17 protein-coding genes and 1 tRNA gene are annotated in these 23,168 nt (G+C 63.7%); 8 read left to right on the forward strand and 10 right to left on the reverse strand.

Translation table 11 applies throughout. The features are described 5' to 3' along the window. Positions 1-55 precede the first annotated feature (55 nt). The 8 genes from prfA to argS all read right to left on the reverse strand — a co-directional run bounded on the left by prfA (position 56) and on the right by argS (position 10,834). Positions 56-1,135 (reverse strand): peptide chain release factor 1, encoded by a 1,080-nt coding sequence (gene prfA, locus ABX74_RS15775; protein WP_003941341.1) that lies wholly within the window; start codon positions 1,133-1,135, stop codon positions 56-58. Positions 1,136-1,281: 146 nt separating this feature from the next. Next, positions 1,282-1,518 carry a 50S ribosomal protein L31 gene (gene rpmE, locus ABX74_RS15780; protein ID WP_003941310.1) on the reverse strand — a complete coding sequence of 79 codons (237 nt, stop codon included), beginning with the start codon at positions 1,516-1,518 and terminating at the stop codon, positions 1,282-1,284. Positions 1,519-1,743: 225 nt separating this feature from the next. Continuing rightward, positions 1,744-3,882, reverse strand: coding sequence for a transcription termination factor Rho (gene rho / locus ABX74_RS15785; protein WP_047889191.1), 2,139 nt, complete (start codon positions 3,880-3,882; stop codon positions 1,744-1,746). Between the two features lie 503 nt (positions 3,883-4,385). Further along, positions 4,386-5,330 carry a homoserine kinase gene (gene thrB / locus ABX74_RS15790; RefSeq protein ID WP_007726194.1) on the reverse strand — a complete coding sequence of 315 codons (945 nt, stop codon included), beginning with the start codon at positions 5,328-5,330 and terminating at the stop codon, positions 4,386-4,388. A gap of 44 nt (positions 5,331-5,374) precedes the next feature. Then, the gene (thrC, locus tag ABX74_RS15795) at positions 5,375-6,457 is read right to left on the reverse strand and encodes a threonine synthase (RefSeq protein ID WP_003941280.1); all 1,083 of its coding nucleotides are present in this window, start codon (positions 6,455-6,457) and stop codon (positions 5,375-5,377) included. After that, positions 6,454-7,767: a homoserine dehydrogenase gene (locus ABX74_RS15800; protein WP_007726192.1), complete on the reverse strand. Its 1,314-nt coding sequence runs from the start codon at positions 7,765-7,767 to the stop codon at positions 6,454-6,456. Before ABX74_RS15800 ends, thrC begins: the two co-directional genes overlap by 4 nt. Next, positions 7,764-9,185 (reverse strand): diaminopimelate decarboxylase, encoded by a 1,422-nt coding sequence (lysA, locus tag ABX74_RS15805; protein ID WP_019749182.1) that lies wholly within the window; start codon positions 9,183-9,185, stop codon positions 7,764-7,766. Before lysA ends, ABX74_RS15800 begins: the two co-directional genes overlap by 4 nt. Further along, on the reverse strand, positions 9,182-10,834 hold the full coding sequence (argS, locus tag ABX74_RS15810) for an arginine--tRNA ligase (protein WP_019749183.1): 1,653 nt from the start codon (positions 10,832-10,834) through the stop codon (positions 9,182-9,184). The genes lysA and argS overlap by 4 nt, the downstream gene beginning before the upstream one ends. A 216-nt stretch (positions 10,835-11,050) precedes the next feature. Between argS and ABX74_RS15815 the strand changes: the two genes are divergently transcribed. Together ABX74_RS15815 and ABX74_RS15820 are read left to right on the forward strand one after the other, a co-directional pair. After that, positions 11,051-11,878 (forward strand): DUF3105 domain-containing protein, encoded by an 828-nt coding sequence (locus ABX74_RS15815; RefSeq protein WP_021334274.1) that lies wholly within the window; start codon positions 11,051-11,053, stop codon positions 11,876-11,878. A gap of 4 nt (positions 11,879-11,882) precedes the next feature. Continuing rightward, the gene (locus ABX74_RS15820; RefSeq protein WP_019749185.1) at positions 11,883-12,602 is read left to right on the forward strand and encodes a DUF305 domain-containing protein; all 720 of its coding nucleotides are present in this window, start codon (positions 11,883-11,885) and stop codon (positions 12,600-12,602) included. 70 nt (positions 12,603-12,672) lie between these two features. Here ABX74_RS15820 and ABX74_RS15825 read toward each other — a convergent pair whose 3' ends face one another. Beyond that, the gene (locus ABX74_RS15825) at positions 12,673-15,042 is read right to left on the reverse strand and encodes a phosphoketolase (RefSeq protein ID WP_019749186.1); all 2,370 of its coding nucleotides are present in this window, start codon (positions 15,040-15,042) and stop codon (positions 12,673-12,675) included. Positions 15,043-15,285: 243 nt separating this feature from the next. On the opposite strand from ABX74_RS15825, the gene ABX74_RS15830 reads away from it, so the two are divergent. The 4 genes from ABX74_RS15830 (at position 15,286) to ABX74_RS15845 (ending at position 19,714) form a co-directional block, all read left to right on the forward strand. After that, positions 15,286-15,361 (forward strand) — tRNA-Arg (locus ABX74_RS15830). A gap of 89 nt (positions 15,362-15,450) precedes the next feature. After that, positions 15,451-16,377 (forward strand): LysR substrate-binding domain-containing protein, encoded by a 927-nt coding sequence (locus ABX74_RS15835; RefSeq protein WP_020908299.1) that lies wholly within the window; start codon positions 15,451-15,453, stop codon positions 16,375-16,377. 128 nt (positions 16,378-16,505) lie between these two features. Next, positions 16,506-17,834, forward strand: a complete 1,329-nt coding sequence (locus tag ABX74_RS15840; protein WP_020908300.1) for an MFS transporter — start codon at positions 16,506-16,508, stop codon at positions 17,832-17,834. A 2-nt stretch (positions 17,835-17,836) separates the two neighbouring features. Further along, a complete protein-coding gene (locus ABX74_RS15845) occupies positions 17,837-19,714 on the forward strand; it encodes an FAD-dependent monooxygenase (RefSeq protein ID WP_047889192.1) in 1,878 nt (625 codons plus the stop codon). Positions 19,715-19,787: 73 nt separating this feature from the next. On the opposite strand, the gene ABX74_RS15850 is transcribed toward ABX74_RS15845, so the two are convergent. Next, on the reverse strand, positions 19,788-21,317 hold the full coding sequence (locus ABX74_RS15850; RefSeq protein WP_020908302.1) for an MFS transporter: 1,530 nt from the start codon (positions 21,315-21,317) through the stop codon (positions 19,788-19,790). 85 nt (positions 21,318-21,402) lie between these two features. Here ABX74_RS15850 and ABX74_RS15855 point away from each other — a divergent pair, with 85 nt between their 5' ends. Both ABX74_RS15855 and ABX74_RS15860 read left to right on the forward strand, forming a co-directional pair. Continuing rightward, the gene (locus ABX74_RS15855) at positions 21,403-21,780 is read left to right on the forward strand and encodes a MarR family winged helix-turn-helix transcriptional regulator (RefSeq protein WP_019749191.1); all 378 of its coding nucleotides are present in this window, start codon (positions 21,403-21,405) and stop codon (positions 21,778-21,780) included. Between the two features lie 233 nt (positions 21,781-22,013). After that, positions 22,014-23,165, forward strand: coding sequence for a N(5)-(carboxyethyl)ornithine synthase (locus ABX74_RS15860; RefSeq protein WP_019749192.1), 1,152 nt, complete (start codon positions 22,014-22,016; stop codon positions 23,163-23,165). Positions 23,166-23,168: the final 3 nt, after the last annotated feature.

Consider the following 23,168-nt stretch of genomic DNA (forward strand, 5'->3'; position numbering starts at 1 on the left):
CCGACACGCGGTTCACCGAGTTCCCGGCGGGACGGAGGTCAGTCATGGTCTGCATCTACTCGGCCGCGAGACGCGCCTCTCGGTCCGCCTTGCCCAATGCGTCGAGAAGTGCGTCGAGCTCACCGTCGAGCACTGCGTCGAGGTTGTGCGACTTGAATCCGATGCGGTGATCGGTGATGCGGTTCTCAGGGAAGTTGTAGGTGCGGATGCGCTCCGAACGGTCCACCGTCCGAACCTGACTCTGGCGACCTGCCGACGCTTCTGCGTCCGCGGCTTCCTCGGCGACTACCTGCAAACGGGCTGCAAGCACCTGCATGGCACGCGCCTTGTTCTGGAGCTGCGAGCGCTCGTTCTGGCAGGTGACGACGATGCCGGTCGGAAGGTGCGTGATTCGAACCGCGGAGTCGGTGGTGTTGACGCCCTGACCGCCCTTGCCGGACGAACGGTAGACGTCGATACGCAGGTCACTCTCGTCGATCTGGACCTGCTCGACCTCTTCGGGCTCCGGGTAGACCAGAACGCCGGCGGCCGAAGTGTGAACGCGTCCCTGGGATTCGGTGACGGGCACTCGCTGGACGCGGTGAACCCCGCCCTCGAACTTGAGCCTCGCCCACACTCCGTCCGGGGTATCTGACTTGCTCTTGATCGACAGCGTGGCTTCCTTGTATCCGCCGAGATCGGAGACCGTCGCGTCGAGGATCTCGACGCGCCAGCCGTGCCGTTCCGCGTAGCGGACGTACATGCGGGCCAGGTCCGAGGCGAAGAGCGCGGATTCTTCGCCGCCCTCACCGGACTTCACTTCGAGGACGATGTCGTCACCGTCATGCGGATCACGCGGCGCCAACTGATCGGTCAGCGTCTGCTCGAGCTGCGCGACCTCGGCTTCGAGATCGGGGATCTCGGCGGCGAAGCTGGAATCGTCGGCGGCGAGTTCGCGCGCAGCTTCCAGATCGTCCTGCGCAGCCGTGAGCTTGTTGTACGTCGACATGATCGGCGAGAGCTCGGAGAACCGCTTACCGACGCGCCTGGCAGCGGCAGGGTCGTTGTGCAACGCCGGATCGGACATCTGTGCTTCGAGACCGGCGTGCTCCGCCAAGATGTCGTCGATGGCCGAGGGCTGGGTTGCGCCTGCCATGGTTCGCTCCGCTCTGAGTTTCGATTCCTACGGTGCGCGCTTGAAGGTATTTCGACGCCGGGACCCGGGAAACGCGCAAACCGAGTGGAGGCACAAAAAAGCCGACGCCCGATCTGCGCATGGCAGATCGGGCGTCGGCGGAACAGCTAGGACTCGGTGGCCGGGACCTTGCTGTCTGCGCGCTTGCCGTAGCGAGCCTCGAAGCGAGCGACGCGTCCACCGGTGTCGAGAATCTTCTGCTTGCCCGTGTAGAACGGGTGGCACTGCGAGCAAACCTCGACGTTGATGCGTCCGGACTCCTTGGTGCTGTGGGTCTCGAACGTGTTACCGCAACCGCAGACGACGGTGGTCGCTACGTAGGTTGGGTGGATTCCTGCCTTCATGGTGTCCCTTTCAATGGTCGCCGGGTCGACGTCGCCAATCGACATCGTGAACCGGAACCGGACTCGGCCGTTCAGTATGCCAGATGCGGTACCTCACCAGATAATCCGCGTCTCGCACGCCTCGGGGTGGCTGTACGAAGTTGTCAACGCACTGCCCCTCGGTTTTGTTCCGCCCACGCAAAAGGCCCACAACCAGCTGGTTGTGGGCCTTTGACGTCGAGTCGATCAGTCGTCGATCGCACCCGGTGCGGTCTTGGAGACCTGCATCAGGAACTCGAGGTTGTTCTTGCTCTTCTTCAGTCGATCGATCAGCAGATCGATGGCCTGATGCGAGTCCAGTCCGGACAGGACGCGGCGGAGCTTGTGCAGCACAGCAGCTTCGTCCGGGCTCAGGAGCAGCTCGTCCTTACGCGTGCTGGACGGGTTGACGTCCACGGCCGGGAACACGCGGCGTTCGGCGATCTTGCGATCGAGCTTGAGCTCGGCGTTGCCGGTGCCCTTGAACTCTTCGAAGATCACCGTGTCGCCGGTGGATCCGGTCTCGACCATCGCGGTGGCGATGATGGTGAGCGATCCGCCGTTCTCGATGTTGCGGGCAGCGCCGAGGAAACGCTTCGGCGGGTAGAGCGCCGTCGAGTCGACACCACCGGAGAGGATGCGTCCGGACGCAGGCGAGGAGTTGTTGTACGCACGACCCAGACGCGTGATGGAGTCGAGCAGTACGACGACGTCCTTACCCATCTCGACCAGGCGCTTCGCACGCTCGATTGCCAGCTCGGCAACTGCGGTGTGATCTCCCGGCGGGCGGTCGAAGGTGGAGGAAATGACCTCACCCTTCACGCTGCGCTGCATGTCGGTCACTTCCTCGGGACGCTCGTCCACGAGGATGACCATCAGGTAGCACTCAGGATTGTTGGTGGCGACGGCATTCGCGATCGCCTGCAACACGCTGGTCTTACCGGCCTTGGGCGGGCTCACGATGAGGGCGCGCTGGCCCTTACCGATGGGCATCACCAGGTCGATGACACGCGTGGTGAGAATGTGCTGCTCGGTCTCGAGGCGCAGACGCTGGTTCGGGTACAGCGGCGTGAGCTTGTTGAACTCGGGGCGCTTCTTCGCGGCCTCGACGTCGCCGCCGTTGACCGTGTCGATGCGGACCAGCGGGTTGAACTTCTGACGCTGGCTGCCCTGCTCACCGTCACGCGAGACGCGGACGGCACCGGTGATGGCGTCGCCACGGCGAAGGCCGTTCTTGCGGATCAGGTTCATGGAGACGTAGACGTCGTTGGGACCGGCGAGGTACCCGGACGTACGCACGAAGGCGTAATTGTCGAGCACGTCGAGGATGCCGGCGACCGGCTGAAGGACGTCGTCCTCGCGGATTTCGGTCTCACGCGAATCGTTGGGTGCGCCACCCTCACCGCGGTCGCGACCACGGCCACGGCGCTCGCGGAAACGGCGTCCGCGGCGTCCGCGTCCACCCTCTTCGTCGTCGTCCGGTCCGTTGTTGCGGTTGTCCGTACGCGGACCGGCGTTGTTCTGGCCGGCGTTGTTCTGATTGCCGCGATCCTGACGGTCCTGGCGATCCTGGCGATCCTGGTTACCCCGGTTGCCCTGGTTCTCGCGCTGGCCCTGGTTATCTCGCTGGCCCTGATTGTCCCGGTTGCGCTCGCGGCGGGGACGCTCGTTGCCCTGCTCGGCGGGAGCCTGATCAGCGTCGGACTTGCCCTCGGTGCGCGCAGGACGCTCGACCGGAGCCTCAGCCTTGGCGGTCTCGGTGACCTTCGAGGTATCGACAGCCTTCGAGGTGTCCGCGTCGGACTTTGCCGAAGGAGTGTCCTGCTCGATGCTCAGTTCACCCTGGTCGGGTGAACCTGCACGACGAGCGGCGCCGCGACGCTGACGTCCACGACGGGGTGCGCTCTGATCGGAATCCTCGGCGGATTCGGTACGCGCAGGCGCTGCCTCGGCAGGAGCGGATTCTGCCGCGGGAGCCGTTTCGGCTGCGGGGGTTTCGGTGCGTGCGGCGCGGGCGCTCTTGGCACGAGTGCGCGCAACGGGTGCGTCGTCGAGAGTGAGTTCGCTCTGTGCGGGTGCAGCCTTTGCGCTGCCGCCCTGGCGCTCCTTGATGGCTGCGATCAGGTCGCCCTTGCGCATGCCGGAAGTGCCTTTGATGCCCAGTTCACCCGCAAGAGTGCGGAGTTCGGTGAGCACCATGCCGGAGAGTCCGGCACCACGGCGCGTCTCGGCACGCTTCGTGGAGGTCGCCACCGCACCGTTCGATGCTGAAGATGACGCCTGAGAATTGTCGCCTGATTCCGACCCGGCGGGTGCAGAAGTGGCGATGAGGTCCGTATCGGTCACGGAGGTCCTTTCCTTCCCTCACTCGCACTGCGCAAAGTCGAGGGTTCGTCCCGCAGTTCGATTGAATACCGAACTCGGTGGTGCCGTACGTGGTTGCTGTCCAGAACTGCCGGCTTGTCCGCCGTCACATGATTGTCGGAAACTCTCGCCTCAAACTTTTCATGCGCTCGCAAACCTGCCCAACGCGCCTTCGTCGACGATTCACTCCCCCGTGTGTTGAACCCCAGAGATATGGAACCTCTGAGTGTTCGATCCGCGGAGGATTCAAACCTTCGGAGAAGGTACAAGCGTGAGGATCATGCCTGCGAGAATCATGCCAAGGACTGTGGACCCCGATTGGGAAGGAGTTTTGCCCCCTGGTGATGCACCGGCGACTGACGCGCACGATGTACGGACATAGCCCAGGATAGCGTCCAAACCTGAGTCCGGCAAGAATTTGGACGACTGGGTGTGTCAGTTCACTACCGATCGGTAGTGGGCGATCACCAGGACCAAGGCAGGGATCAGACCGTCGTCGTGGATACTTCGACGCCGTCGGCGATGTCCAATTCGAGCACACGTAGTCCGTCTGCCCGCGCCGCTTCGGCGAGCTCGACGGGGAAAGGCTCTGTGCTGAGCGCCAACACGGTGGGGCCTGCTCCCGAAACGGTCGCGGCAATGCCCGCCTCGCGCAGGATCCCGATCCATCGCGTCGTGAGCGGCAGTGCGGGTGCGCGCTGCGCCTGATGCAGGCGATCCTCGGTGGCTGCCATCAACAGATCGGGCCGAGCAGTGAGCGCAACGACAGCCAGCGCGCTGCGGCTCGCGTTGAACGAGGCATCCTGGTGCGGAACCAATTCGGGCAGGAGGCCACGAGTGTGTGCGGTGGACGACCGCTCCTCGGGAACCAGTGCCACAGCACGGATGTCGGGATGGACATCGAGTTTCGCCGCGGAGTAGATCGGCTCGTCGCCTTCGACGGCCGGTGGGCAACTCCACGAGACGACTGCGCCACCGAGAACACTGGCAGACGCATTGTCCGGGTGACCTTCGAACTCGGACGAGAGTTGAACCAACTGCTCTTCCGTCAAGCCGATCTCGGCATCGAGTGCGCGCGCAAGACCGTTGGCTGCTGCCAGTCCGCCGACAGCCGCAGAAGCCGAGGATCCCAACCCGCGCGAGTGCGGGATCGCGTTGCGGCACAACACGTCCAGGCCACTGGCCCACACCCCGGCCGCTTCGAGACCGCGTTCGATAGCGCGAACTACGAGATGCGAAGGACCCCAAGGTACGTCGGCAGCGCCTTCACCTTCGACGCGAATCTGAAGGCCCGAATCCGTTGTGGTGACCACGATTTCGTCGTACAACCCCAACGCCAGACCGAGGGTGTCGAACCCCGGCCCCAAGTTTGCACTCGAGGCCGGGACGCGAGCAGTCACCGAAAGGCCGATAGGCAGGGTTATAGTCATGTCAGACACCGGATTCCGCGGAGTGGTCGATGAATCCACGGACACTATGCAAGCTCGAGGGCAGCCGCGACGGCAACGGGATCGACACCGATCGGCTCGACGTTCGGCATACCCTTCAAAGCCGTGTCAGGATCCTTGAGACCGTTACCGGTCACCGTGCACACGACGGTCAGGCCCGGCTCGAGCCAGCCCTCTGCACGTGCGGCGAGCAGGCCGGCGACACTGGCTGCCGACGCCGGTTCGACGAAGACACCCTCGGTGGCGGCGATCAGACGGTAAGCCTCGAGGATCTTCTCGTCGGTGGCGGCACGGAATGCACCGTTCGACTCTTCCTTCGCGGCGACAGCGCCGTTCCAGGAAGCGGGGGAACCGATTCGGATTGCGGTAGCGATGGTTTCGGGGTCCTTGACGGGTGCGCCGTTGACCAGCGGAGCCGCACCGGCTGCCTGGACGCCGAGCATGCGGGGCTTGACCGTGGTCAGACCGTCGGCGTAGTACTCGGAGTATCCGCGCCAGTACGCGGTGATGTTTCCTGCGTTTCCGACCGGGAGAGCGTGCACGTCGGGAGCCTTGCCGAGCACGTCCATGATCTCGAATGCCGCGGTCTTCTGACCTTCGATGCGCACCGGGTTGACGGAGTTGACCAGACCGATGGTGGGGAATTCCGCCGTGGTCTTGCGTGCCAGTTCGAGGCAGTCGTCGAAGTTGCCCTGGACCTGAATGATCTTGGCGCCGTGCATGACTGCCTGCGCAAGCTTGCCCATGGCGATCTTGCCCTGCGGGATGAGCACGGCGCAGGTCATGCCTGCCTTGGCTGCATACGCAGCGGCCGAGGCGGAGGTGTTGCCGGTGGACGCGCACAGAACTGCGCGCTGGCCCCGGGCCAAGGCGTCGGTGACGGCCATCGTCATGCCGCGGTCCTTGAAGGAACCGGTGGGGTTGAGACCCTCGACCTTGAGGTAGACGTCGCAGCCGGTGATCTCGGAGAGGTGGCCGGCCGGCAGGAGCGGGGTGCCGCCTTCGCGCAGGGTGACGGTCTTCCAGTTGTCACCGATCGCGAGACGGTCCCGGTATGCCTCGATGAGACCCGGCCATGCCTTGTGGACGGGGTTGACGATGCCGGTCATTGTTCAGTGCCTTCCAGTCGCAGCACGCTGGTCACAGCGGTGACGAATTCGAGTTCGTTGAGGGCCGCCACGGTCTCGGAGAGAGCCGCGTCGGTTGCTACATGAGTGACGACCACCAGACGCGCGCCGGCGCCGGCGCCCTCCTGGCGGACGACGGAGATGCTCACGCCGTGCTTGGCGAACTCGGCGGCGACTGCGGACAGCACACCTTCCTTGTCCGCGACCTCCATGTTCACGTAGTAGCGCGTGAGGATGTCGCCCATCGGGGCGACCTTGAGCTTGGCGTACTTGGACTCGCGGGGGCCGCGGCCGCCGTGAACCTTGTTGCGCGCCGCCATCACCAGGTCACCCATCACCGCGGAAGCGGTGGGGGCGCCGCCAGCGCCCTGGCCGTAGAACATGAGCCGGCCGGCGTTCTCTGCTTCCACGACAACGGCGTTGAACGCGCCGTTGACCGAGGCCAGCGGATGGCTGAGCGGAACCAGCGCCGGGTACACGCGAGCGGAAATCCGCTCCTTGCCCTTGGGCGTGACGATGCGCTCGCAGATCGAGAGCAACTTGATCGTGCAGTCGAGCGCCTTCGCCGACGCCAGGTCGGCGGAGGTGATCGTGGAGATTCCTTCGCGGTACACGTCCGCGGCAGTGACGCGGGTGTGGAACGCGATCGACGCGAGGATCGCAGCCTTCGCCGCGGCGTCGTAGCCTTCGACGTCCGCGGTCGGGTCGGCTTCCGCGTATCCGAGGCGTCCGGCTTCGGCGAGGGTCTCTTCGTAGTCGGCGCCGGTCTCGTCCATCGCGGAGAGGATGAAGTTGGTGGTGCCGTTCACGATTCCGGCGACCTTGTTGACACGGTCTCCGGCCAACGACTGTGTGAGCGGGCGGATCACGGGGATCGCACCGGCAACAGCGGCCTCGAAGTACAGGTCGACAGAGTTGGCCTCTGCAGCCTCCGCCAATTCACCGGTGTGGTCCGCGAGCAGCGCCTTGTTGGCGGTCACGACCGACTTACCGGAGTTGAGGGAAGAGAGAATCAGCTTGCGAGGGAGCTCGATTCCGCCGATCACCTCGACCACGATGTCGACGTCGTCACGACCGACCAGGGACTCGGCGTCCGTCGTCTGCAGTTCCTCGGGAATTCCGCGGTCCGAGCCGATACGGCGGACGGCAACTCCCCGCAGTTCCAACGGGGCGCCGACGCGAGCTTCGAGTTCCTCGGCCTGCTCACGAATGATCCGGACGACCTCGCTCCCGACGTTGCCGAGGCCGAGAACGGCCACACCGATAGCGCGATGCGCCGATTCGCTCGTCACTGCGATACCTCCAAGCTGAGCAGATCTTCCACTGTTTCCCTCCGCAGAATCACGCGTGAGACTCCGTCACGCACCGCCACCACGGCTGGGCGGGTGAGCAGGTTGTACCTGCTCGACATCGAATAGCAGTATGCACCGGTCGCTGCTACCGCTAGTAAATCACCGGGCCCGACGTCCTCGGGCATCCAGGTGTCCCGAATGACCACGTCACCGGACTCGCAGTGCTTACCGACGATACGTGCAACGACGGGATCAGCCTCGGAAGTTCGCGAAACCAACTTGGCTTCGTACTCCGCACCGTAGAGGGACGTGCGGATGTTGTCGCTCATCCCGCCGTCGACGCTGATGTAGCGGCGTGTCAGCGAGCTACCCACCGTGACGTCCTTGATGGTGCCGACCTCGTAGAGCGTCACCGTGCCAGGTCCGGCGATGGCGCGGCCGGGTTCGACGGCAAGCGTCGGCTCCGGCAATCCGGCCAGTGCGGACTCGTTGCGCACGATGTGGCCGAGCTTTGCTGCCAGTTCGTCGACGGGCGGCGGGTCGTCGGAGGGGATGTACGAGATCCCCATGCCGCCGCCGAGGTCGATGATCGAAATCTGCTTGGTCTTCTCGACTCCGAACTCGGTGACGACGTCGCGGAGCAAACCGATCACGCGGTGCGCTGCCACCTCGAAACCGTCGACGTCGAAGATCTGCGAACCGATGTGGCTGTGCAGGCCGACCAGTCGCAAGTTGTCGGCAGCGAAGACGCGACGGACCGCGTCGATCGCGGCTCCCCCGGCCAGCGAGAAACCGAACTTCTGGTCCTCGTGTGCGGTGGAGATGAATTCGTGGGTATGCGCTTCGACGCCGACGGTCAGTCGGATCAACACGTCCTGAACGACACCGGCCTCACCGGCGACACGATCGAGTCGGTCGATCTCGATCGCCGAGTCGAGCACGACGTGTCCGACGCCCGCGGCGACACCAGCGGCCAGTTCGGCGACTGACTTGTTGTTGCCGTGCATGGCAATTCGCTCGGCCGGGAAGTCCGCGTGCAACGCGATCGCCAGTTCGCCGCCGGAGCAGACGTCGAGCGAGAGGCCTTCGTCGGCGACCCAGCGTGCGATCTCGCCACAGAGGAATGCCTTGGATGCGTAGTGCACCTTGGCATCCGGGCCGAAGGCGCGGGCCATGTCGCGGCAACGCGAGCGGAAGTCGTCCTCGTCGATGACGAACAGCGGGGTGCCGTACTTCTCGGCAAGTTCACCGACCTTGACACCCGCGAGGGTCACTTCACCGTCGTCGCCGCGAGAAGCGTTGCGCGGCCACACCTGCGGTGAGAGTTCACCGAAGGCTTCGGGGCTGGCAGGACGGTCGGGCAAGCCGGGGGCCTGCAACTGCTCGGCATGCTTGGGGCCGGCGGGGTGCGCGTTCACATTTGCTCCGGTGCGGTGACGCCGAGCAGTTCGAGGCCGTTGGCCAGGACCTGTCGGGTGGCGGCGCAGAGAGCCAGACGCGCGCGGTGCACGTCGGTGGCGTCTTCGTCGCCTTGCGGAAGGATGCGGCACGCGCCGTAGAAGCGGTGGTACGCACCCGCGAGTTCTTCGAGGTAGCGGGCAATACGGTGCGGCTCACGCAGATTCGCCGCGCTCGACACGACGCGTGGGTACTCGCCGATCGTGCGGATGAGGTCACCCTCCTGCTCGACGGTGAGCAGGGCGAGGTTGCTCGCGTCGGCGGACAGACCGAGGTCCGCGGCGTTGCGAGCGATCGCCGAGAGGCGTGCATGCGCGTACTGGACGTAGTAGACGGGGTTCTCGCTGCTGGTCTTGGTCCACAGGTCGAGATCGATGTCGATGCTCGAGTCGACCGACGAGCGGATCATGACGTAACGCGAGGCGTCGACGCCGATTGCCTCGACGAGGTCGTCGAGGGTGATGACGGTGCCTGCGCGCTTGCTCATCTTGACGGCAGTGCCGTCCTTGACGAGGTTGACCATCTGGCCGATCAGCACCTCGACGGTGTCCGGATCGTCGCCGAATGCGGCCGCGGCAGCCTTGAGACGGCCGATGTATCCGTGATGGTCGGCACCGAGCATGTAGATGCAGAGGTCGAACCCGCGGGCGCGCTTGTTCTGGAAGTAGGCGATGTCACCGGCGATGTAGGCGGCGTTGCCGTCGCTCTTGATGACGACGCGGTCCTTGTCGTCGCCGTAGTCGGTGCTCTTGAGCCACCACGCACCGTCTTCGTGGAAGAGGTTGCCCGAACCCTTGAGGGATTCGACGGCCTTCTCGACCGCACCGGATTCGAAGAGCGAGTTCTCGTGGAAGTAGACGTCGAAGTCGACGCCGAAGTCGTGGAGGGTCTGCTTGATGTGCGTGAACATCAATTCGACGCCGATGGCGCGGAAGGTTTCCTGCTGCTCGTCGGCGGGCAGCTCCATGACGTCGGGACGCTGCTTCAGAACCGAGGCGGCGATGTCGGCGATGTATGCACCGGCGTAACCGTCTTCCGGAGCAGGTTCACCCTTCGCTGCAGCGATCAGCGAACGCGAGAAGCGGTCGATCTGGGCACCGTGATCGTTGAAGTAGTACTCACGTGTGACCAATCCACCCTGCGCGGACAGAATGCGTCCGAGCGCGTCTCCGACTGCAGCCCAACGGGTTCCACCGAGGTGAATCGGTCCGGTGGGGTTGGCCGAGACGAATTCGAGGTTGATCTTCTTGCCGGCGAGGGAGTCACCCGAGCCGTACGACGCACCGGCTTCGAGAACCGACACGACGATCGCGCCCTGGGCGTCCTTGTCCAACCGAATGTTGAGGAAGCCGGGTCCGGCGATCTCGGCGGATTCGATTCCGTCGGCAGCGGTGAGGGCTTCGGCGATCCAGCCCGCCAGCTCGCGGGGATTGGTGCCGACCTTCTTGGCTACCTGCATGGCAATGTTGGTGGCGTAATCGCCGTGCTCGGGGTTGCGTGGTCGCTCGACGGTAAGGGTTTCGGGCAGCACGGATACGTCGAGGCCACGATCGGCAAGGACGCTCGCTGCGGTTCCGCGGAGCAGTTCGGCAAGGTCAGCTGGAGTCACAGGTATTCATCCTATTGCCTGCACACCGGAAGTGGAGACTCGCCTCACGCCTCGCTCTCCGTGAACGTGCGCGGGGCCGCTGTGGCGTGTCGCACGCCACTCTCAAAGTTTGCCCTCAGACTCGGAAAGTACAGTGGTAATGCCCGAGCTACCACCGCGTACCTTCATGCGCGGGCGCGCCACACCTCAAGCCCACACACCGAAAGAGCCCAATCGATGCCAAGCGGTTCCGATAGTCGCGGTCCCAACAAGAACTCCGGGGCCAAATCAGCCAAGGCCATCAAGGCCGCCAACAAGAACAGTCGGCCGGCCAAGAAGGGCAAGGGCGGCGTCCCCGCTCCCCGCCAGATCCCCTGGCTGTCGATCGGCGCCGGTGTGGCTGTGCTCGCACTCATCGCCGTGCTCGGTATCAATCTGTGGCCCAAGGTCGAGGAGCGGCAGGCCCTCGAGCCGTACAAGTACAGCTCCGAGAACAAGGATCCGTCCGACAAGATCGACGGCGTCCTCAAGATCGAGTACCCGGCCGGCCAGCACGTCGATTCCACTCAGCGCGTGGCGTACGACCAGACCCCGCCGTTCGGTGGCCCGCACGACGCCACCTGGGCGAACTGCACCGGAACCGTGTACGCCGACCCGATTCGCACCGAGAACGCCGTCCACTCGCTCGAGCACGGCGCCATCTGGATCACGTACAACCCCGATCTCGTCGACCAGGACCAGATCGACAGCCTCGCCGGACGCGTCAACGGCAAGTCCTACATGCTGATGTCGCCGTTCCCCGGCCAGAGCAGCCCCATTTCTCTGCAGTCGTGGGGCCATCGCCTCGAGATCGACAAGGCCGACGACGATCGCATCGATCAGTTCATCACCGCGTTGAACCAGAACCCGAACGTCTACCCCGAGGTCGGAGCGAGCTGCACCAACCCGCTGTTCACCCCGTCGACGTCGCCGTTCGATCCGACGCCTCCGGGCGCCGACGCCATCCAGATGGACGGCACGGGCGCTACCCCGGCCACCGACGAGCAGATTCCCGCCGGTGGATAGTCCGGTGAATAGTTCAGAGACCACCGATCAGCCTTCGAAGCCGAGTCAGCGCACCGCACTGCTGATCATCGGTCTGATCGGCGCGATCGCCGTCGGTTTTGCCCTCGGCGCACTGACCAACCTCCTCGGACCCGATGCGAAGTCGTCACTGACCGTTCCGGCATCGGATTCGGTGGACGTGGGCTTCGCTCAGGACATGAGCGTGCACCACAGCCAGGCCGTCGACATGGCGTCCATCGCCCTGACGAAGTCCACGGACAACGATGTGCGCACGCTGGCGTTCGACATCTTGACCACGCAGCAGAACCAGCTCGGTCAAATGCAGGCGTGGCTGACCATGTGGGATCAGCCGCTGTCCAAGGTGGGGCCGTACATGGAGTGGATGTCGTCGGATTCAGGCTCCGGCCACGGATCGCACGGGACTTCGGCCACGATGGACATGGCTCATTCCGGCCCGGTCGACACCATGCCCGGCATGGCGTCCCCCGAGGACCTCGCGGCTCTCCGCGCGGCGGAAGGCCTGCAACTCGACACCTTGTTCCTGCAGTTGATGCTTCGTCACCACGAAGGTGGGCTTCCGATGATGGAGTACGCAGCTGCCGACGCCACCGAGGGTCCGGTGCGCAGCCTGGCGCAGACCATGGTCAACACGCAGCAGAGCGAGTCCAAGCTGATGACCGACATGTTGGCAGCTCGCGGCGCAGTGCCGCTGCCCATGAACTGAACTGCACTGCACTGCACTGCACTGAGCTGAACCGAGAATGTTCAGACCCAACTGGGCCTGGTCCTGAATTTCAGGACCAGGTCCAGTTTTCTACCTCCGGCATGTCTTCGAGGTGCTCGACGATGTAACGCGAGTGCTTTTCGAGCTGTGTCCGGCAGAACTCCGCCAACTCGGACGCCCCGGCCGGCCGACGCTTGGAGCGTCGTAGCGCCTCGATCACCAGGTGGTAGCGGCTCATCTTGTTGAGGACAACCATGTCGAACGGTGTTGTGGTTGTTCCCTGTTCACTGAATCCGCGAACGTGGAAGCGTTCGGGACTCGGACGCCCGTGAATCAGTTCGTGCACCGCACGCGAGTATCCGTGGAATGCGAACACGACGTCGGTCTGCGCGGTGAACAAATCGAGGAAGACACGCTCCCCAAATCCGTGGGGATGCTCGGTTGGCGTCAGCAGGGCCATCAGATCGACGACGTTGACGACGCGGGTGATCAGTTCTGGCGTGTGATCGCGCAGCAACTGTGCAGCAGCCAGGATCTCCTGCGTCGGCACATCTCCCGCAGCGGCCAGGACCACGTCCGGTTCCTGTCCGCGTGCTTCGGTTCCGGCCCATTCCCACACCGAAGCGCCCGCCGCGCAGTGCTCGTGCGCTTGCTCGAGCGTGAGGTATTGCAGGTGCGGTTGCTTGTCCACGACTATCAGGTTGACGTGGTCGGTACTACGCAGGCAGTGGTCCGAGATCGAGAGCAAGGTGTTGGAGTCCGGCGGTAGCCACACGCGGATCACACTGGGTGCCAATGGAATAACGGCGTCGATCATGCCGGGGCCCTGATGACTGAATCCGTTGTGGTCGTTGCGCCAGCATGTACTGGTCAGCAGCACGTTGAGCGAAGCGACGGACGCCCGCCACGGCAGGTCGACGGCATGTTGGAGCCACTTGGCGTGCTGGATGAGCATCGAGACACTCACCATCGCAAACGCTTCGTAGCTCGCGAACATCCCGTGTCGACCGGACAACAGATAGCCCTCGAGCCAACCCTCGCAGAGGTGCTCGCTGAGGACCTCCATGACACGACCGTCCGCGGACAGCCCGTCGTCGTAGTCGGTGATCGGCAGTTGCCAGCAGCGGTCGGTTGTCTCGAACACGGCGCCGAGGCGATTGCTCGACGTCTCGTCCGGACAGAAGAGTCGGAAGATCCCGCCGCTGTCCTCGGTTTCCGTGGCGGCGTAGATGTCGCGCAGAAGCTCGCCGAGAACTCGTGTCGTCTCGTGGAAGGTCGAACCCGGGGATTGGATGGGAAGCGCGTACTTTTCGAGCGGCGGCATCGGGAGATCGACGCGAAGTCGCCCACCGTTCGCGTAGGGAGTGCTCCCCATGCGTTTGTCCCCCGCCGGCGAGAGCGCCGCCAGTTCCGCGGCCAGTGATCCGTTGGCGTCGAACAACTCGTCCGGACGGTACGACCGCATCCACTCTTCGAGTTGCCGCAGATGCGATTCGTTGGTTCGCACGCCGGACAACGGCACCTGGTGCGCACGATGTGTGCCCTCGACCAAGATTCCGTCGACGGTGTGCGGACCGGTCCATCCTTTCGGCGTCCGCAAGACTATTGCCGGCCACGAACCCGTCCACTCGTCGCCGCGGCGTGCGGCACCCTGCATCTCGCGGATCTTCTCGTGTGCCTGCGAGATCGCTTGATACAACTGAGGAAACACGACGTCGGGGTCGTCACCGGAGACGACGATCGGCGCCCACCCCTGGCCGCCGAGGTAGGCCTGAATGTCCTCGTCGCTGCTGCGCCCGTACACGGTCGGGCCCGCGATCTTGGCGCCGTTCACGTGCAGGATCGGCAACACCGCGCCGTCGCGTCGTGGATTGAGGAACGCCGGGAGCTTCCACGAGCCGGACAACGGCCCGGTCTCCGCTTCGCCGTCGCCGATCACACAGGCCACCACGAGGTTCGGATGATCGAAGGCAGCGCCGGCCGCATGTGCAAGGGCGTAGCCGAGCTCGCCGCCTTCGTGGATGCTTCCGGGTGTCTGCACACTCACATGGCTGGGCACTCCGCCGGGAGCCGAGAATCGCCGACACATCCGGTGGATACCCTCGGCGTCGTCCGAGACTTCCGGATAGATCTCCGAATACGTTCCCTCGAGATACGTCGACGCGACCAGCGCCGGGCCGCCGTGCCCCGGGCCCGTGACGTACAGCCAGTCAGCATCAGTGGCGACGATGTGCCGATTGAGGAGCGTGTAGATCATCGACAGGCCAGGGCTGGTCCCCCAGTGTCCGAGCAGTCGAGGCTTGATGTGCTCGGCTCGCAACGGTTCCCGCAGAAGCGTGTTGTCTTTCAGATAGATCTGCGCAACGGTCAGGTAGTTGGCCGCTGCCCACCACTTCAGGTCGAGCGCGAGCTGGTCTTCGGAATAGTGGTGATCGGTCATCAACGACTCCCGTACCTCACGAGGGTGCCCGAGCAGTCCGCCCGAGCCTGTGCTCAGAGCCGAGCCTAGGCGTAAAAAGCATCCGAGTCAGTCGGTACAGATGATTCGACGACCATGGTCCCCGGCCGCATCCTCGACTGCCTCCCACGACGACGCCATGCCGAGACGGGTGCCGGTTTGGTCTTGGCCCCCCGTGATGCGCTACGCTAACGCAGCCCAATCGGCACACCGAAAGTTCGGTGCGCCCCCGTAGCTCAGGGGATAGAGCGTTCGCCTCCGGAGCGAAAGGTCGCAGGTTCGAATCCTGCCGGGGGCACCACGAAGACGCAGGTCAGCGATTGATCGTCGACTTCTCCACGGTGCCGCACCAAAATATTCAGGGCAATCTATCCGACTACTGTCGATCTCATGCCTCGCATCGATCCTGCTCCCACGTACACGATGCGTCAGCTGGCTGCGTTTGTCGCGGTAGCCGAGACCGGGACGATCAGCGCCGCGGCCGAGCGCTTGCACCTCTCCCCCTCCGCCCTGTCCGCGTCGCTCACCGAACTCGAACGCGCGCTCAAAGTTCAACTGTGCGTTCGCCGTCGCTCATTCGGCATTCAACTGACCCGCACCGGTGAATCCGTTCTGGTGCGCGCCCGGGCGCTACTTCAGCAAGCCGGGGAGCTCGAATCCGATGCGCTCGGAACCGGCGGAAGCGTGTCGGGGCCCATCGCGATCGGTTGCTATCCCGCTCTGGGGCCGACGGTATTGCCGTCGATGATCGCCGGGTTCACCCGTGAGAATCCCGACGCGCAAGTGGAGTTCCGCGAGGACACTCAGAATCGGCTCCAGACACATCTCGAGAACGGCGAGTTGGACCTCGCGATCGCTTACGACCTGGACCTGTCTCCACAATTGCGCACAGTTCCGTTGGCCATCCGCGAACCCTTGATCGTCCTGGGTGCAGAACACCCACTCGCGCGGTCCGAGCGACCGATCCATCTTCCGGATCTCGCGGAACACCCGATGGTTCTCCTCGACGCGCCGCCGAGCACCAAACACGCGCTCGACGTCTGCCGCGCAGGCGGATTCATCCCGAAGGTTGCATACAGAACCGCGAACTTCGAGACGGCGCGGGCATTTGTCGGACGCGGACTCGGCTGGACGCTGTTGCTCCAGCGCCCCAAGATGGACGTCACGTACGAGGGGCTCGAGGTAGTCGTCAAGACCATCGCTTCCCCTGTCGTGCCGTCGGTGCACGTAGTTCTCGCGTGGCACCAGAACACTCGCCTCAGCCGCGTCGCACGCGCTTTCATAGAATTCGTTTCACCCTCGGAACCTGCCCAATAGTCCCACTACCAGGCAGCGGAGCTGATTCCACGGATTTTCCGTGCAAGAACCTCCAATTCTTTCGCTTTTCAATTGTTGTGGCGCACGTCATTGTTTCTTCAAGCCACATTCATCTCGAAAGGCACTTCATGACCTCCATCGCCTCACCGACCGCTACGCGCACCGCCGCGACGGTCAAGGCGCGCAAGGCCGCCCTCGGCAGCTTTGTCGGCACCGCCATCGAGTGGTACGACTTCTTCATCTACGGCACCGCCGCCGCGCTCGTGCTCGGCAAGCAGTTCTTCCCCGGCACGTCCGATCTGGCCGGCACCCTGGCCGCCTTCGCCACCCTCGCCGTCGGATTCGTCGCGCGTCCCATCGGCGGAATCGTGATGGGCCACTTCGGCGACCGCATCGGACGCAAATCCATGTTGGTCACCTCGTTGATGCTGATGGGCTGCGCCACCGTTGCCATCGGCCTGCTACCCAACTACGCCGCCATCGGCGTCTTTGCCCCCATACTCCTGGTGACCTTGCGATTCGTTCAGGGACTCGGTGTCGGCGGCGAGTGGGGCGGCGCAGTTCTGGTCGCCACCGAAAACGCACCGGAGGGCAAGAAGGGGCTGTACGGCAGCGCACCACAAATCGGTGTTCCCGCAGGCGTATTGGTGGCCAATCTCGTCTATCTCCCCCTCGCCGCCTTCATGGACGACGATGCATTCAACTCCTGGGGATGGCGAATCCCGTTCCTGCTCAGCGCAGTTCTTGTGGGCGTTGCGATGTGGATCCGTCTCGGCCTCGAGGAAAGTGACGAGTTCACCGCTTCGAAGTCCGAAGCACCGGCGGAGTCCATGCCGATTCTCGAGGTTCTCACCAGACACTGGAAGACAGTGCTCCTCGCCGGTGGAACCTTCATCGCCACCAACGGAATTGCGTACGCGTACATGGTTTACGTGCTCAAATACGGCGAGTCCGAACTCGGCTTCAGCAAAACCACGATGCTCTTCCTCCTCATCGCATCCTGCCCGTTCTGGATGGCGGGAATGGCTTTCAGCGCTCACAAGTCGGACACTCTCGGACGCCGAACCGTCTACATCCGCAGTTCGATCGCCCTGGTAGTGGCGGCAGCGGTGTTCTTTCCGCTGATCGACACGGCGATCGTCCCGGTGATGCTCGTATCGATGATCGCCCTCGGCTTCACGCTCGGCTGCTGCGCCGGCCCACAAGCGGCGCTGTTCGCCGAATTGTTCCCCGCACACATCCGCTACAGCGGAGCGTCACTCGGCTACCAGATCGGCGCAATCCTCGGCGGCGGTCTGGCCCCGATGATCGCCACCGCGCTCTACGCCGCCTTCGACACCTCGTTCGCCATCACCGTCTACTTCGTGATCATTGCCGTGATCAGCTTGGTTTCCATCCTGCTACTCCCGGAACCTCAACTGATCCCGAAAAACACTGCCGCACAGAAAGCCTCGTGACCATGTCGACCTACTTTCATCCGAAGAAGTACGCCCCCGAGGACTTCGCTTCCCTGGCGCCTTCGGCCGACGCACTTCCCGTCGTGATCGTCGGAGCCGGCCCAGTCGGCATGGGCGTAGCCATGGGCTTGGCGCAGCGCGGCATTGCCGTCACGATTCTCGAAGCGGCCGATCAGGTCTCGTTCGGCAGTCGCGCGATCTGCGTGTCACGGCACAGCCTCGAAGTTGCCGAACGCCTTGGTTTCGGTGCCGAGCTCGACGACATCGTTCTGCCGTGGGTGGGTGGTCGGAGTTACTACCGCGATCAGGAAGTACTGCAGTTCCGGATGGCATCCGCCGAGCACGACGCGCGCGGACCCATGGTCAACGTCTCGCAATCCGAGTTCGAACAGATCATGACCGACAAATTGCTCGCCCACCCACTGGTGAACTTCCACTGGTCGTCGTCGATCGCCGGCACCTCCGGCGGTGACGACGAGGTAACTCTGACCGTCGACACCGCGTTCGGAACCCGCGAACTGCGTGCGGCGTGGGTCGTGGCTGCCGACGGTGGACGCAGCAAGATGCGCGAACTCAGCGGAATCCGCTTGCAGGGCAACAGCTACGAGGGCAACTACGTCATTGCCGACATTCATTGGGAATCGGAACTCCCGGCCGAGCGTCTGGTGTGGTTCGACGCACCCAGCAATCCGGGGTCCACGATCATCATGCACCGCCAACCACGGGACATCTGGCGCATCGACTACCAGCTCGATGCGTCGGACGATCCGGAAGCGGAGACGCAAGAAGATCGCATCCGTGACCGCATCACGCGTCACCTCGAATGGCTCGAGAGCGACATCCCCTGGACCCTGGAATGGTTCGGCTTCTACCGCGCCCATGCACTCGCCCTGGAAGATTTCACCCACGGCCGTGTGCTCTTTGCCGGCGACGCCGCGCACCTTGTTCCGATCTTCGGTGTGCGTGGCCTCAACTCAGGAATGGAAGACGCCGAGACCCTGGTGTGGCAACTGGCCGCCGTCATCAACGGAGCTGCCGATACCGGCATCCTCGACGCGTATTCGAAGGAACGTCGCAGCGCGTGGCAGCAGAACGTCGACAATGCAGGCAAGTCGACGCTCATCATGTCGCCCGGCAGTCATGGATACCGGACCACCCGCGACGCCGTACTCGAACTCGCCACCAAGCGAAGCGAATTCGCGCACCTCATCAACCCGCGCCAGTCGAGTGCAACGCACGCCCGTCTCTCGCCGCTGACGTGGCCCACAGCTGCGGGCACCGAGGGCGTACTACCCGGGGATCCGCTGGAGGACAGAGTCGTCCAGGTCTCGGCGGACGGTTCGAAAACCTCCTTGAACAGTCTGCGCGGTACTGGATTCGGCCTGCTGGCTTTCGGACTGTCAGCTGAGCTGGTATCCGAACTCGACACGCAAGCCGAGATTCTCGCTCAGGCCCTTGCACCGGAAACCGTACGGGTGATCACCGCGGGAACTAACGACTCCACGATTCGCGATGCCGAAGGCAATCTCGCATCTGCCCTCGGTGCTCGTGTCGGCGAGATCTTCGTGATTCGGCCCGACGGATTGACGCTCTGCCGCATCAGCGATCCCACGCAATTGAACGACGTGGCCAAGCACCTCACCGCCGGCACTGCGCCGACGCACTTCGATACGGCACAGTCGGCGACAACTGCGGTGATCGACGACGAGGGCCACCGCGAGCACGTCTGGTTGGCACTGTCGAATGCACTGGATCAGGCTGATCCGTCCGACCGCGAAGCCATGTTGGTGCGTCTTGCCTTGATTCTCGGTTCGCAAGCTACGTCGACGAGTTTCGACGCAGCCCTGAAAGACGCAGCCCCGAAATCTGCCACCCGATAGTTCAGACACAGCAACTCGGCCGCGCAGGATTGTCTCCTACGCGGCCGAGCGCATTCGCGGATGAAGCAAGTATTCAGTTGACCTCGGCCAGTTCCTTTTCTTCCTCAGCGCGCCTTTCACGCACGGATCTTCCCCGCAGCGACCTGCCACGTACCAGCGGCGAGACGGTGATCGCCAAGCCCACCAGCGCGACTCCGGTAACCAGGATCAGTCCGGGATGGAACTGTTCGAATCCGGCGGTACCGGCACCGGATGCGGTGTGCGATCCGGCGGTCACGAGGGCGGTAGTGAGAGCGAGTACGAGCGCCGCACCGACCTGAGCGGACGTGTTCACCAGCCCGGACGCCAAACCCTGCTCCGAGTCGTCGACACCCGAGGTGGCCTGGGCCATGATCGAGGTGTAGCCCAACGCGAATCCGAGTCCGAGCAGGATGACGCTCGGCAGAATCGCCACGACGTACGACGGTGAATCGCTGCCCGCGAAGAGGAACCAGAGGTACCCGACGCTGAGCGAGGTCAGTGCCGCGATGATGAGCTTGGCACTGCCGTACAAGTCGACCAGCCGTCCGACGAACGGCGATCCGAAGGCGACGATGATGCCCGCGGGGAGCAGTGCCATCGCCATCTTCAGGGGCGACCAGCCGAGGGCCGACTGCAGGAAGATCGTCATCATGAACTGGAAGCTCAGGTAGGAACCGAAGAGCGCGATGATGGCCAGATTCGCACGAACGATGGTGCCGACGCGCAGAAGCCCAAGTCGCACAAGCGGATGCGCCACCTTCTTCTCCACGAAGAAGAACGTCGCCAGAAGCACGGCAGCGACGGCGAACGAACCCAGCGTCATCGGGTGTGCCCACCCACGGGTCGGAGCCGAAACCATCGTGTACACCGTCAGAAGCATTCCCGTCACCAGGGTGACGGCGCCGACGAGGTCGTGTCCCCCGGCATCTGCGGGACGGTCCCGCGGAATGAGGAAGTACCCACCGATCAGCGCGATGACGGCAAACGGAACCGGCATCAGGAACGTGAATCGCCAACCGGCACTGGTCAACAGCCCACCCAGGATCAGGCCCGACGAGTAACCACTGGCGCCGAACACGGAGAACACCGAAAGCGCACGGTTACGGGCCGGGCCCTCTTTGAACGTCGTGGTGAGAATGGACATTGCAGTCGGCGCAGTGAAGGCCGCCGCCAGTCCCTTCACGAATCGTGATGCGATCAGCAGTGTTCCGTTGTCGACAAGGCCACCGACCAGCGAAGCGATTGCGAACACGGTCAGCGCGATCAGGAAGACCTTCCTGCGCCCGAGAAGATCGGCGGTACGTCCACCGAGTAGCAACAAGCCGCCGAATCCGAGGACGTAGCCGTTGATGATCCACTGCAGCGAAGTAGTGGACAGGCCCAGTTCGTTGCCGATGGACGGTAGAGCGACGCCCACCATCGACACATCGAGACCGTCGAGGAACAACACGAGGCAGAGCACCGCGAGGATGCCCCACAGCTTGAGGGACCAGCCCTCTCCTGTGGCCGGATCCGTGGATTCCGTAGAACCCGGGGATTCCGGCGAATCGAATGGTTTGAGTGTCGAGTCTGTGCAAGTCACGTCAGCGAGAATAGATGCACATGCACTTAATGCACAAGCATTTAATGCAATTGCACGTAATCGAGTCGTCAACTAGAATGCGGTCGTGACGTCGGAATCGGAATTGCGCAACACCTGGCGCTCGTTGTCGACCAGCTACAACGACATCGCGTGCGAGCTCGATCGCCAGATGCAGTCGGCGCACGGCCTGAGTATGAGCGACTTCGAGGCCCTCGACCGACTCATGGACACCTCGTGTGAGCGTCCACGGATGCAGGATCTGGCTTCGGAGATGTACCTGAGTCCCAGTGCGCTCTCCCGCAGCGTCGCCCGCCTCGAGAAGGCCGGACTGGTTCAGCGAGCACTGTGCGAGGCTGACCGGCGCGGAGTCTTCATCGACGTCACCGACAAAGGTCGTCAAGTACACACGGATGCCAGCAAAATTCAACTGGCCGTGCTGGATTCACGCCTGCGCGAGCAGTAGCCCTACGTCGGAGCAGCACCGCACCTCGCCCGGCCGCCGGGCGAGGACCGTTCAGGACTAGACTGAGCACATACCGGCGCGCCTTTCTGTTGCCGTCGGCGATCGACAGCAGCGCAGCCGGCACGCCTTCACGCGATCCTGGCCGAGGCAATCTGCCAGCGTTCCTGCGGCTTCTGCTAGTCCCTCAGGCGCCTGCCTGACATCTCTACCTGCTCCTATCGAGAGATACACAATTGAACAACGCACGCACCCTTGGAGTCATCGGACAGTCGAGCAAACCGGCAGAACGCCGGTTGCCGATCCATCCTGCGCATTTCGATCGCATCGATGCCGAACTACGTTCTCGGATCTACCTCGAAGAGGGTTACGGCCACCCCTTCGGCTACTCCGACGACTACCTCTCGCGTCTGGTGGCCGGAATCCGCACGCGCAAGCAGATTTTGGCGGAAACCGATGTGGTTCTGCTACCGAAGCCGTTGGTGCGTGACCTCGCCGAACTACGGTCGGGTCAGGTTCTCTGGGGCTGGCCGCACTGTGTCCAGGACACCGAGCTGACACAGATCGCGATCGACAAGAAACTGACTCTCATCGCCTTCGAAGCGATGAACTTCTGGCACAGCGACGGATCGTTCAATCTGCACGTGTTCCACAAGAACAACGAGTTGGCCGGCTATTGCTCGGTACTGCACGCCCTGCAGTTGATCGGTTCCACCGGAGACTACGGCCGCCGTCTCACTGCCGCCGTGATCGGTTTCGGTGCCACTGCACGCGGCGCTGTCACTGCACTCAAGGCGCACGGTATCCACGAAGTGGACGTACTGACTCAGCGCGGCGTCACCGCCGTCAGCTCCCCCATCCACTCGGCGCGAATGGTCTCGTTCGACAACAACAACGGCGATGTCCGCGGCAGCCACGTCATGCTCGACAACCACAGCGTGCCGGTACCGGGCTTCCTGGCCGAGCACGACATCGTCGTCAACTGCGTACTGCAGAACACGGATGCCCCGCTGACGTTCCTGACCGAGGAAGATCTCATGGACTTCCAACCGGGAAGCCTCATCGTCGACGTCTCGTGCGACGAAGGCATGGGGTTCAGCTGGGCTCGTCCCACCTCGTTCGCGGATCCGACCTTCATCGTCGGCGACAACATCACTTACTACGGCGTCGATCACAGCCCGTCGTACCTGTGGAACTCCGCGTCGTGGGAGATCAGCGAATCACTTCTTCCCTACCTGCCCACTGTGATGGCAGGAGAGACGGCCTGGAAGGCAGACGAGACCGTCGACCGCGCCATCGAAATCCGTGACGGCGTCATCGTGAATCCCGCCATTACGCGTTTCCAGCACCGTTCGGCGGACTACCCGCACGCTGTCATCGCGGAATAGGCG

Origin of the sequence: Rhodococcus sp. ARP2 (assembly GCF_001029585.1) — a bacterium.
In the GTDB taxonomy this organism is placed as follows: domain Bacteria; phylum Actinomycetota; class Actinomycetes; order Mycobacteriales; family Mycobacteriaceae; genus Rhodococcus_F; species Rhodococcus_F erythropolis.